11 protein-coding genes are annotated in these 11,935 nt (G+C 51.9%); 8 read left to right on the top strand and 3 right to left on the bottom strand.

What is annotated here, in order from left to right:
* Positions 1–106: 106 nt before the first annotated feature.
* The 3 genes from V3O24_RS11010 to V3O24_RS11000 all read right to left on the bottom strand — a co-directional run bounded on the left by V3O24_RS11010 (position 107) and on the right by V3O24_RS11000 (position 2,832).
* Entirely contained in the window at positions 107–628 is a 522-nt protein-coding gene (locus V3O24_RS11010) for a class IV adenylate cyclase (protein WP_331307278.1), read from the bottom strand.
* A gap of 318 nt (positions 629–946) precedes the next feature.
* On the bottom strand, positions 947–1,738 hold the full coding sequence (locus V3O24_RS11005) for a sulfite exporter TauE/SafE family protein (protein WP_331307277.1): 792 nt from the start codon (positions 1,736–1,738) through the stop codon (positions 947–949).
* Between the two features lie 56 nt (positions 1,739–1,794).
* Positions 1,795–2,832 (bottom strand): type IV pilus twitching motility protein PilT, encoded by a 1,038-nt coding sequence (locus V3O24_RS11000; RefSeq protein ID WP_104424521.1) that lies wholly within the window; start codon positions 2,830–2,832, stop codon positions 1,795–1,797.
* Positions 2,833–3,102: 270 nt separating this feature from the next.
* Between V3O24_RS11000 and V3O24_RS10995 the strand changes: the two genes are divergently transcribed.
* The 8 genes from V3O24_RS10995 (at position 3,103) to V3O24_RS10960 (ending at position 11,868) form a co-directional block, all read left to right on the top strand.
* The gene (locus tag V3O24_RS10995) at positions 3,103–3,795 is read left to right on the top strand and encodes a YggS family pyridoxal phosphate-dependent enzyme (RefSeq protein ID WP_331307276.1); all 693 of its coding nucleotides are present in this window, start codon (positions 3,103–3,105) and stop codon (positions 3,793–3,795) included.
* Between the two features lie 538 nt (positions 3,796–4,333).
* Positions 4,334–5,164, top strand: a complete 831-nt coding sequence (locus tag V3O24_RS10990; RefSeq protein WP_104424523.1) for a hypothetical protein — start codon at positions 4,334–4,336, stop codon at positions 5,162–5,164.
* A gap of 69 nt (positions 5,165–5,233) precedes the next feature.
* Positions 5,234–5,866, top strand: a complete 633-nt coding sequence (locus V3O24_RS10985; protein WP_331307275.1) for a ribonuclease T2 — start codon at positions 5,234–5,236, stop codon at positions 5,864–5,866.
* A gap of 22 nt (positions 5,867–5,888) precedes the next feature.
* Complete coding sequence (locus V3O24_RS10980) at positions 5,889–9,875, top strand: G8 domain-containing protein (RefSeq protein WP_331307274.1); 3,987 nt, start codon at positions 5,889–5,891, stop codon at positions 9,873–9,875.
* An 81-nt stretch (positions 9,876–9,956) separates the two neighbouring features.
* Entirely contained in the window at positions 9,957–10,085 is a 129-nt protein-coding gene (locus tag V3O24_RS10975; protein WP_331307273.1) for a hypothetical protein, read from the top strand.
* Between the two features lie 33 nt (positions 10,086–10,118).
* Complete coding sequence (locus V3O24_RS10970) at positions 10,119–10,502, top strand: sulfite exporter TauE/SafE family protein (protein ID WP_331307272.1); 384 nt, start codon at positions 10,119–10,121, stop codon at positions 10,500–10,502.
* Positions 10,503–10,620: 118 nt separating this feature from the next.
* The gene (locus V3O24_RS10965; protein ID WP_331307271.1) at positions 10,621–10,995 is read left to right on the top strand and encodes a type II toxin-antitoxin system HicB family antitoxin; all 375 of its coding nucleotides are present in this window, start codon (positions 10,621–10,623) and stop codon (positions 10,993–10,995) included.
* Positions 10,996–11,157: 162 nt separating this feature from the next.
* Positions 11,158–11,868: a hypothetical protein gene (locus V3O24_RS10960; RefSeq protein ID WP_331307270.1), complete on the top strand. Its 711-nt coding sequence runs from the start codon at positions 11,158–11,160 to the stop codon at positions 11,866–11,868.
* Positions 11,869–11,935: the final 67 nt, after the last annotated feature.

The following is an 11,935-nucleotide window of genomic DNA, read 5'->3' as shown; positions in this document are numbered from 1 at the left end:
CATCCGAAAAGATATTTTCTTATAATAAGCCAGCTTTCCGACTACGACCGGGCTTGTCCAACAACCGGTTCAGATTGTGGCTCGCTATCGCTCACACAATCTAACCTTATTCGTTAGGCGATTTTGCAAGTAGATCAACATAGGCCTCTTCCACTAGCTGTCGGGGAGAAACGGCTAATTTTTCCAGCAGATCATGTGCGATTGAAATGCCGGTTTCATTGGGTTCGTCGTCAGCCAGGACTACTTCCAGTTCAAGGAAGTCTCCCAGTCCTTCAACTCTGTCCAGATGCACTCGCGTTCTTCCCACCAAGAATAACGTGCGATGTTTGCGAACGCGACCACTTTCTCCATAAGCCAGCGTCAATGTTTGGCGGAGCGTATCGGGTGACGATGTGGGTGAAATGACATAAAAAGATTCTTTTGGGCCTGAGCTGTCAGAACGTTGATAAAAAATCAGTTGTCCTTCATGTTCAGAAAAGGCGCGGAGTTTTAGCCTTCCGTTGGGGCAAGTGAAAAACGTATCGTCTTGAAGGATTTCTGTCGGCCCTTCGCTGGCAATTTTTTCGGCTAAAGGCAAGGTTGAGTCAATACCGTCAATACGGGCTTTGATTTCGATGTTACGTGCCATGAGTTATGTATGCCTAACAAGTAATTATATGGTTTCTGTATATCATCCCTGATTGCCACACTCTGGGCAATAAGCTTTGGTATTTTATCGGGGCACTAACTGTCTATCTTTCCGTGTCAGACGATGTACACTTTCTTTTTATCGCGGTAACAGCCGGCTATGTAGCGGTAAACAGCCAACCATAGTTCGGTAGATTGGGTTGAGTGCAATGAAACCCAGCATCGACGGGCATAAATCTGGGTTTCGCGTTGCTCTACCCAGCCTACGACACTGCGTGGTATCGCAAATTTGACGGGATAAAACTGAAGTAAATTACCCTCAAAACCATATCAACTTAGCCGCCATCACAAACAGCAGCAGCGAGAAATAGCGTTTTAATTGTTCCGCGGGCAGTTTATGGGCCAGCTTTGCGCCGATCGGCGCGGTGTACATGCTGGTCAGCACGATGCCGAGAAAAGAGGGGACATAGATATAGCCCAAACTCCAGTCAGGCAGCTGGGACGCATCCTTGCCCAACAGCGCATAGCCCACCGTGCCGACCACGGCTATCGGCAAGCCGCAGGCGCTGGCTATGGCGACCGCATTGCGCATCGGCGTTTGAAAATGCACTAAATAAGGCACAATCAGCGTACCCCCGCCTATTCCCAGCAGAGACGACAGCAGCCCCATGATGCCTGCCGCAGCCAAATCCAGCTCCTTGGACGGTTGCTGTTGGCCCGGTTTGGGCTTTAACTGCAAAGCCATTTGCACGCCAACGCCTATCAAATAGATGATGAATATGAACCGCAATACGCCGCCGCTGACGTGATCCGCGACCACGGCTCCGACAGCCGAGCCGATCATGATTCCCGGTCCCAGGATGCGCACTTTATTCCACAATACGGAATCCAAACGATGGTGCGCCAGCACCGAAGAGATCGAAGTAAGAATAATGGTCGCCAGCGAGGTTGCGACCGACATGATCATGACCAGTTCCGCGGGGAATCCTTGCGCCGCAAACAACATCGCTAAAACCGGCACAATAACCAGGCCGCCGCCTATCCCGAAAAGCCCCGCCGTTAATCCTGCGACTGTGCCCAATAAAATACTGGCGAAAAAAATGGCTATCACGTTGTTCCTTTGATTATGTTTGAGGTGATTTGGTGGTTTCCCGCAAGGCGCGTAAATCAGCGGAACATATCCTTGTTAACCGCTTTTTCCATCGCTATTTTTGCGGTAATCACGCCTCTGTCCACCAGCTCTTTCAGGTTCTGATCCAGCGTCTGCATGCCGTCCTTGCGTCCGGTTTGAATCGCAGAATACATTTGCGCAACTTTGGCTTCACGGATCAGGTTCCTGATAGCCGGTGTGCCGACCATGATTTCATGCGCGGCCACGCGGCCGCCGCCGGTTCTCTTCAGCAAGGTTTGGGATATGACCGCCTGCAACGATTCGGAAAGCATGGCCCGGATCATGTCTTTTTCCGCGGCGGGAAATACGTCGATAATACGGTCGATGGTTTTCGCGGCGGAGGTCGTATGCAGCGTGCCGAACACAAGGTGGCCGGTTTCGGCCGCCGTCATCGCCAGCCGGATGGTTTCCAGGTCGCGCATTTCGCCGACCAGGATAATGTCGGGATCTTCCCGCAACGCCGAGCGCAACGCTTCGTTAAAGCCGTGGGTATCGCGGTGGACTTCGCGTTGGTTGATCAGCGATTTCTGGCTTTCGTGAACAAACTCAATGGGATCTTCGACGGTCAGGATGTGCGCGTAATCATTGCAGTTGATATGATTGATCATCGCCGCCAGCGTAGTCGATTTGCCGGAGCCGGTAGGGCCGGTCACCAGAACCAGGCCGCGCGGTTTTTGGCAGAGTTCTTCAAAAAATCGGGGCGCTTTCAGGTCTTCAAGGCTCAATACTGTCGATGGAATGGTCCTGAAAACGGCTGCCGCGCCGCGCTCCTGATTAAACGCATTCACACGAAACCGGGCGACGCCGGGCAATTCAAACGAAAAATCGGTCTCCAGGAATTCCTCATAATCTTTGCGTTGCTTGTCATTCATAATGTCATAAATCAGCGCATGCACTTCCTTATGATCCAATGCGGGAATATTGATGCGCCGAATATCGCCGTCAACCCTGATCATAGGCGGGAGCCCCGCCGACAAATGTAAATCCGACGCTTTGTTTTTGGCTGAGAAAGCCAGTAATTCGGCAATATCCATAACATCCTCGTGAAGACAAAAATAAAATCGTTTTTATACCATAGTTCATCTTTTTGTTTTTTGAATGTTGCCGTTGTGTTAGTTTTTCGTGAAAACCATTGTGTAATGGGAGCCTCGAAAAACCTGTTCCGTTCATGCTTCGATAAGCTCAGCACGAACGGAACAGCTTGGTTTTCCTAGAACCGTTCGTATTGAGCTTGTCGAAATGCGAGGTTTTTCGAGGTTCCCTAATAATTGATAGATTGATAGCTAACTGAACGCGGACAAGCAATGACCATAACTCAAAGACTCAAACAAATACGCTCCCAAATCAGTAATGCGGAGCTCGCCTTTAATCGCCAGCCCGGCTCGGTGCTGTTATTGGCCGTCAGCAAGACCAAGCCGGCCGAAGATCTTGCCGCCGCCTATCAATCCGGGCAACGCCATTTCGGCGAAAATTATTTGCAGGAAGCGTTGGGCAAACAGCAGGCATTGGGGGCCTACGATATTACCTGGCACTTTATCGGCCCGATACAATCGAATAAAACCAAGGCGTTGGCGACGTATTTCGACTGGGTGCATAGCGTGGACAGCTTGAAGATAGCCCGGAGGCTTAGCGATCAGCGCCCGGCCCATTTGCCGCCGCTGAATATTTGCCTGCAAGTCAATATCAGCGATGAGCAAAGCAAATCCGGCATTACTCTGGACGAATTGCCGGAGCTGTGCGAACAGGTCGTAAAACTGCCCAAGCTGAAGCTGCGCGGCGTAATGGCGATTCCGGCTCCGCAAGACGATTTTGAGCGGCAACGCCGGCCTTATAAAACGCTGTATCAGGCTGTTGCAAAGCTGGGGCGGCCCGAGATGGATACCTTCTCGTTCGGCATGACCGGGGATTTACAAGCCGCGATAGCCGAAGGCTCGACTATCGTCAGAATCGGCACCGCGTTGTTTGGCGAGCGGAATTATGCCGGCAAGTTAGCTTGACTCTCCACCGCTTAGCACAGTCCGCAGAGTCGAGCGCATATACAATCTGCCGAAGATTACAAAAAGATCAGCTTTTGCTTACATACGCCGGTGACTTTTTACTCCACAATGCCGCCTTGCCGTTTAGGCGGCGTTTTGCGTTCTTCAATATGGATTAAATCTCAGGGAACGATATACCGTTAAGGAAGCGCTGAACAAATTGATTCCGTTTATGGTTCGACAAGCTCACCACGAATGGAATCAATACGTTACCGTTCGTCCTGAGCTTGTCGAAGGACTAAATCAGCGCTTCCTTAAGTTAAGCGATTATTTATTTCATATAAGAAAGAGCGTTTGCCGGAGTGCAAGCTCTGCTTGCGTTAGCAGGCGAAGCCTGTACGCCAATGGCCTGAAGCCTTTCCTTAACTTAACGATATTGAGGTATTTAATCCGCAAGCAACCGAACCGGTAGCCGCTTTAATTTGCCGCCGGATCATAAAACACGCACACACAAAGAACCCCGGCCGCGTTCCGGGCAAATACAAAGAAGGGGATATCCATGTTTAACAGCACCACCCTGGAAGTCGCAATCGGGCTAGTCTTTTGTTACGCGTCCGTCGCGCTTATTGTCAGCTCGATTAACGAAGCCATTGCATCATTGTTTAATCTGCGTTCCAACACGCTGTTGGAAGGCGTCAAATCGATGCTCAATGATCCGAATTTTGACGGGCTTGCGCTTAATGTCTACAACCATAGCTTTGTCAGCCATTTAGGCCAGGGAAATGCCAAGAGCGCGCAAGACCTTGACAATAAACCCTCTTATATTGATCCCAAGCATTTTGCTGTCGCCCTTATAGACTGCATACAGACCAAAACCGGTGATGTCGCACAGCTGGGCAAGGACATCGACGCAATCCCGGATCCCCAGTTGAAACAGCTGTTGCAAGGCATCTACGCACGAGCCTCGGGAATTGAGGGCGTCTATACCGAGCTGGCGGCCTGGTTCGATGCCGGAATGAACCGCTTGTCGGGCAACTATAAGCGCAAGTCCCAGCTTTATTGCTTCATGATCGCCTTGGCCATTGCGGCCCTGTTCAATATCGATACTTTTCATCTGTTCTCGACGCTTTGGCTGCACCCCGCCATTGCGGCCGGGATCAGCGCGGCAGACCACCCGACGGCCATTTCATGGGATACGTTAATGGCCTTGCCTATCGGCTGGCCGGACGGCGCGGCCTCAATCAGCGGGACTCAAGTTGCGGGCTGGCTGGTCACCGCATCGGCGACGCTGTTCGGCGCGCCGTTTTGGTTCGATCTGTTGCAGAAACTGGTTAACCTGCGGGGCACCGGCAACAAGCCGGTAACGGTCGGAACGCAAACTGGCGGCTAAGGCCGGACGGGCAAGCCTCAATCGCCTGGGGCAACGCAGAAACCGGAATTTAAACAAAAGGATAATACGATGTCTTATATCAAAATAATCGGCAACGCGGTCATCGCATTGATGCTGGCCTTGAGTCTTTCCGCCCATGCGGATGGCCAGCCGGGGAAGTTCGACTATTACCTGCTGACCCTTTCCTGGTCGCCCGAGCATTGCGCGGAAGCGCCGGGCGATAAGACTCAGTGCGACGGCGGGAAACATTACGGATTCGTCGTGCATGGATTATGGCCGCAATACAATAAAGGTTACCCCGATTCTTGCTCCACGGCGCCTGCCGTTCCCAAAGCGGTCGTGCAGGAAATGCTGCCGATCATGCCCAGCGAAAAGCTGATCCGGCACGAATGGGAAAAGCACGGCACATGCAGCGGCGAACAGGTCGGCGATTACTTCAAGCTGATCAAAAATACTTTCCAGGCCATCAAAATCCCGGATGCTTTCGCCGATCCGAGCCGTCAGGTCAACACTTCGACCGCAACAATCCGCAAACAGTTCAAAGACTCGAATCCGGGCTTGCAGATGGCCGTCGCCTGCAAAGGCGCATATCTGCAAGAGGTCCGCCTTTGTTTCGACAAGAAAATGCGGCCCACGGCATGCAGTTCCGGGGTCAGGGACTATTGCCCTTCTTCGTCCGTGATCATGCGTCCGGCGAAATAACTATCAAGAACATGGGGTGTGTATGAAACATTATGCTTTATTATTTATAGTATTTTTATTGGCTGGTTATGCGATCAAGCCGGCAAGAGCCAACGAGGCGGTTCCAACGGCTGAAACATGTTCCGCGCTGCCTAGTTCATCTTCCAGCGATGACTACTACATTAGCGATTGCCAAACCGTCGGTTCGGGTACTTATACTTACCAATATTTGCATGTGGTCAACGGCGGCAAGCTTATATTCAATGATGACGGCGGCGCGATAAACTTTAATGCCAAATCGATTTTAGTAGAGCAAGGCGGTTCAATCAAAGCAGGGTCGTATGACGTGCCGTTTGGTACAGCGGGCGGCAAATTGATCATTGGCCTGTACGGAGCGGGTCCCGGTAATATTGCGACAAACCCCAACCCGGATTATTCGCCGATCGGCTGCCAAGATGATACTTGTTACGACAGTTCGCGCGTGGGCAAAGGTTGTCTCAATTCCGGCACATTTAACCCGGCGGATCCCTGTCAGGCGATATTGGCAACAGATCATTCCCAGGATAACAGCTATTTTGAAGGTTACGCCGCCGGTCAAGACGGGGATAATTCCATTTTCGGCTATAAAGTTTTTGCGGTCAGCTACGGCGGAAGCCTGGAGCTGTTCGGAAGCAAGGGCGTAGCGTCTCAATTCAGAACCGACCCCAGCATTCGAACCGCTACCTGCCCCGTCCCGGCGGCAGCCAATCAAAACGACATTACGCAATGGGCGGCATTAACCGGAAACAGCTGGGCGCGCGCCGGCGCTTCAAGTGCGGGCACTACCCTGACCCTGGATCGCGCCGTCGACTGGACGCCGGGCGACCAATTGATCGTCGGGACTACCGACTGGTCTGCCAGTCATTCCGAGCTTGCGTCCGTCAGTGCGGTTGATACGACCAAAACAATCGCCACGCTTAATACAGCCCTGCAATACCCGCATAATGGCGCGGCTTATACGGTGCCTTCCGCGTTGTTAACAAGCACCGGCAATCCGAATGGGCAGGTGGAAAACCGCGCCGCCATTGGGCTGTTGACGCGCAGCATCACGATTCAATCGCTCGGCGCAACGGCTACGGATCCTTTTCCCGCGTCGGCAAATTGCGCCGCCGCGGCAAATAACCCCGACTGTTATTTCGGCGCTCAGATGATGGTGCGTCAGGGCTTTGCGAAGTTCCAGGTACAGGGCGTGGAATTTCACCAGATGGGGCAGGGCGGACGGATGGGGCGCTATCCGGTGCATTTTCACATGGTGAAAGACGCCTCCTACACCAATGCCTTCGTTAAAGACAGCTCGATCTGGGAATCGAATACCCGCTTTGTCGTGGTTCACGCCACGCATAATGTCGAGGTGTCGCGCAATGTCGGCTATCTGTCGATGGGGCATGGTTTTTACATTGAGGACGGTTCTGAAATCAACAATCTTTTTTGCCAGAACCTGGGCGTCTCCGCGCGCGCCGCATTGACCGATTATTTTACCGTCCAGGACAGCACAAGCCCGGAGTACCGCTTTATTCCTCCGATTTTAAATACGATGAACGATCAAACCGTTCAGGGTAGCGACGCCGTTTATCCGACCATGTTCTGGATCATGAATGCCTATAATGAATTTGTCGGCAACCAGTCGGTCGGGGTGCATGGTTTCGGGGCCTGTTACTGGCCGCTCAGTTCCTCGGTCAGCGGACCGAGCGCGAGTATGACATGGGCTCGTAATAGCGCGGCAGCACCCACGTACCAGACCTATTCGGAGCTGGATTACGCAAACTTTAACCAGGCTGGGGCGAGACAGGCGCCGTTTAAGCGGTTCCGCGGCAATGGCTGCGCCACCGCCGCCTATGCGTTGATGACGGAGCGCGCCTCCCTGCAACCGGACGCGAGCAACTTTACATTTATCCCTGCACTGAATCCGCCCGCTACTCCTCCAACCGCGAGTTCTCCTGTTCCGGTTAACGTAGCCTCCAATCCATACACGATTGCAACGTCAATGCTTCCGGTTGTCGCCAGCAATTTTTACGGCATCAAATATGCGATGAGTCCCGATACGAACCCTACCTGTGCTTCGGGTTATGGCCCCGGTCAAGCCAGTACAAACGGCCAGTATTGCGTGGCGACGGTGATAGACCGGTTTACCACCTCTTTCAACTGGGCTCAGACCAATTTCGGCTCGGTATGGCTGCGCCCCTGGAGTTATGTGTTCAGCAATAGCGCGATCACCGACCAGTTATTCGGAGGCTTGGGATTTGTCAGCGGCGGCAGCTGGGATCAGGTTCTTAATCGCCAATTGGCCATAGCGAAAGACAGTCTTTTTGTCGGCAGTATCGCGCCGACAGATCAATACGCGGGCCAAAACGGCCCCGACATGAGCAATGCAATCTGCTCACAAAACAATGGCACTCAACCGATGCCGTTTTGCTATTTCCAGAAAGACGGCACCGGTTTGTACATGGGCGGTTTTAACTCCAAACGGATGATCACCATTTATGACGGGCCGTTTTTTTCCGACGGCAATATCTTCACGCAAGTGAATACGTCCAATTCCGGCGTCAAGACACAGCCCGGCTCAACGCCGCCTTATGCGACCGGTACCTCTATTTACGATTCGACCAACCAGCCCGCTTATCCTCTAACGGCGTCCAGCGTCCAGGATCCGGCCTTGAGCCAATACAGCGTGATCAATGCGGCGATAGGCTGGAAACAGCCCAACGGTTTTTACTATCCTCCGGCTTTTGCGTTCCGCAAATCCGGCTTTGATTCTACAACCGAGCGCCACAATGTTTTGGATCAATATGCTTACTATATCCAAGGCCAGTTATGGGGTACGCCAATATCCAACACCGTTAATAATATGGGGGCTACACCGATCGACTCGACAACGATATTGAACGATCTGGACGGCAGTCTCAACGGCATGGCGCCATCAACCGGCGGCGCGCGGACATCGGGGCTTAGCAACAATGCTTTTTATGACGCGCCCTTTAAAGTAGCGCAATGCAACTCCTTCGGCACGGAGACCATCCCTCAGGATTTTGTTACGACCGTCATTACCAAATTGCAGGCGCCAGTGACGGCAGGCGGTTCCGCCACAAACACCGACACAGCGTGGAGCCAAAGCCACCCCGCAGTGCCGGTGTACCGGCAGCTTGAAACCGGCAGCTCCGGCGACAGTTGCAGCACCAACGCTCAAGTGTGCGGAGTCGGCGTCACCCCCTGTTGCCGGCGCAGCACGCTCTTTATGGGCGCGGGTATAGGAGCGGCGCCGGGACTCACCATGAACCAGGGGACTTACTATATCGATACCAATGCGGCAGCCCTGAACGGCAGCGTTCCGGCCCCCTTCGTGAATGCAAATTTCACGGCTGGCGCAAGCTATTTGATTCACCACCTCTATGCCGCCGGCAACAGCAAAACGACCTATCAGGTCTATGTCGGGCCTAATTATGTGCCGGGCAGCGGGCAATGGGTGCGTATAGATCCTCATGCCCAGAATAACGGATTGCAGGTTACTCCGGCTCCTGTAAGCAGTAGTTACGGGTCCAGCAGCTATGACGGCACATCGGGCATTCTGACCGTGACGCTGGATAACGGCACCGTGGCTTCGGATTATGCCTTTCCAACCAGCGCCGTTCCCGAGGATGCCTGTTTCCCGTCGAATCTGTGCCAGATCGAGCCGGGAAATAATCCGCAGAAATGCACGGTTTCAGACACATTCCCTGAGCCTGATTTGAAGGAGGCTATCAAGAGCGTCTGTAATTATTGGAGTAGCAGGACGACCGGTCAAAGCGCGGACGGCGTCTATCTGAACGATTGCCCGCGAGGCGGCTGCATTGGTTTCAGCTTTACTCTGCCCGCAGGGTTCACAGCCGTACCCTATGCAACCGCAGGACAGGCTCTCGCAAGCTGTTATCCGAACAGCGCGCCCTGGAAAACCGGCTTGAAAATTACAGACAAGAGCTGTGCGAAGCCTCCCAGCAAAGGTAATTTTTGTAAGTGACTTGCAAAGCATCGGGAACCGATGAGTGGAGAACGAAGAGGAAGGTATCTATAGATCGACCTTGCCCGGCAGGCGTTTCTATTGAATGACGTGACCCAGCAAAATGCTGCTACGGTAGAGCAAGCCGCCGCGGAATCGTTGGAAGAGCAAACGCAACATCTGTCGAGTGCAGTGGCGAATTTTAAATTGCAAGCCGGCTCGTCAGATTAAGACGTTGCGGTCTTATTCGAAAGGAGAATCCAGATGCCGTTATGGCTCATGTTTGTGATTATCGGTATTTTCGGCGGCATCGCGGCGGGGCTTTTCGGCATCGGCGGCGGCATCATCATCGTACCGGCGCTTATTTATTGGGCCGGTTTCTCTCAGCACATGGCGACCGGAACGACGCTTGCGTTGCTGCTCCCGCCGGTCGGTCTCGCCGCCGCATTCGAATATTACCGGCACGGAAACGTAGATATTAAGGCCGCCGTCATTCTGGCCGCGACCATGTTCCTGGGTTCGTGGATTGGCGCTTACTTCGCGAATCAAATGGCGGGGCCGCAGCTTCGGCTTATCTTCGGTTTGTTTGTTTGCGGTCTTGGCGTGTATCTCGTCTATGGCGCTTGCAAGCGGCTTGGTTGGATTTGAATGCTGCCAGCGACACCTTGTCATGTACGTTAGACGTGTTGCTGATTGAGCCTCAAGAAAAGGCTGTGCTAAACTCCCGGCATGAAAGTTAAAGATCTTATCGCTTTGATTGAGTCGGATGGCTGGCAGTTGGTGCGGCAAAGAGGAAGCCATCGTCAGTTCCATCATTCCATCAAATCCGGTACGGTCACAATTGCTCTGGCAAGCCCAGCGTAGATGTCCCGCCCGGAACGCTTATCAGTGTTCTGAAACAATCGGGTCTCAAGCAGTAGAGGTTTATATGCGTTATATGGTTGTCATTGAAGAAGGCCCGACAAGTTTTGGCGCCTATGTCCCCGATCTTCCTGGCTGTGTAGCCGTAGGCGAAACATCCGAAGAAGCACTGCAACTTATCCAGGAAGCTATCGAATTTCACATTGAGGGGCTTAAAGAAGAGGGGCAGTGCATTCCGGTGCCGCATTCTTCAAGTTCGTTTGTTGAAGTTCATCCCTGACATTGCGCTTAACGGACTGCGGCTTATACTCCCTCACATTCGCGTAGCCCGTATGTAACGTAGCGGAATACGGGATGATCGGAGCTGCAAAGCCCCGGATTCCGCAAGCTACATCCAGGCTACTTGCTTAATATTACGTTAAACATTACAGAACAAACGCATATGAGCGAAGTAAATAACCTACCCAAATGGATTCCTGTTACAGCAGCCGTTACAACCTTATCTGTTCCATTTTTATACATATTTGGATACGCATTCGACCAAGGTTATCTTCATGTCTATGGATTAAGTAACGAATTCTTTGCTCGATCACATCAAGAATACTTAGCATTTTCGTTTTTTGCTTGCGTATTCCTCGCCACGACGACACTTGAGCTTTTCACAAACAACCCTTTGTCACTCATTATTTTTGCGATAATCATTGGGGGCATTGTATTGGCAGCAGTAATCACATACAAACATTGTATTGATGAGCGACTACTTAACAAATCGATATTCATAAAAGAACATCGGTGGTTCGACTATATTTTCTTTCCCTTCATACTTTCATCTTTTTCAATTGTCGCACCATTCATGCTAATTGCTGCAATTTCAGCAATCTTATGTATTCCAGCTATCGCCTATTTCGAAGGCAAAAACATAGCAGAAAAGGAAATTATTAACGCCAAAATATGCATATATTCCAATGCGCCAACAGAAGAATGTATTTTTCTCCTTGAAGATGGCAAGCCCATTGCGTCTGGGAAACTTGTAGCACGCAGCCCATCTCATATTGCATTATTCAACCAAGGGAAAACAACCATCTACCCGGTAAAAGAACAGCTCGTTGAAGTTGTCCCACCTTCAACAAAGCCTAAGGGAGAGGCACCATAAATCCAACAGTCGCGTAGGTCGAACAACAGCTTTTCGTTGTCCAACATCTCGGGAAATCGAAATATCG

Origin of the sequence: Methylobacter sp. Wu8 (genome assembly GCF_036440755.1) — a bacterium.
In the GTDB taxonomy this organism is placed as follows: Bacteria; Pseudomonadota; Gammaproteobacteria; order Methylococcales; family Methylomonadaceae; genus Methylobacter_A; species Methylobacter_A tundripaludum_A.
This window is presented reverse-complemented; position numbering and strand designations above follow the sequence as displayed.

Excerpts from the sequence above, each read along its gene's own strand:
- V3O24_RS11010 (WP_331307278.1), bottom strand. The coding sequence starts at position 628 with ATGGCACGTAACATCGAAATCAAAGCCCGTATTGACGGTATTGACTCA.
- V3O24_RS11000 (WP_104424521.1), bottom strand. The coding sequence starts at position 2,832 with ATGGATATTGCCGAATTACTGGCTTTCTCAGCCAAAAACAAAGCGTCG.
- V3O24_RS10995 (WP_331307276.1), top strand. The coding sequence starts at position 3,103 with ATGACCATAACTCAAAGACTCAAACAAATACGCTCCCAAATCAGTAAT.
- V3O24_RS10990 (WP_104424523.1), top strand. The coding sequence starts at position 4,334 with ATGTTTAACAGCACCACCCTGGAAGTCGCAATCGGGCTAGTCTTTTGT.
- V3O24_RS10985 (WP_331307275.1), top strand. The coding sequence starts at position 5,234 with ATGTCTTATATCAAAATAATCGGCAACGCGGTCATCGCATTGATGCTG.
- V3O24_RS10980 (WP_331307274.1), top strand. The coding sequence starts at position 5,889 with ATGAAACATTATGCTTTATTATTTATAGTATTTTTATTGGCTGGTTAT.
- V3O24_RS10970 (WP_331307272.1), top strand. The coding sequence starts at position 10,119 with ATGCCGTTATGGCTCATGTTTGTGATTATCGGTATTTTCGGCGGCATC.
- V3O24_RS10965 (WP_331307271.1), top strand. The coding sequence starts at position 10,621 with ATGGCTGGCAGTTGGTGCGGCAAAGAGGAAGCCATCGTCAGTTCCATC.
- V3O24_RS10960 (WP_331307270.1), top strand. The coding sequence starts at position 11,158 with ATGAGCGAAGTAAATAACCTACCCAAATGGATTCCTGTTACAGCAGCC.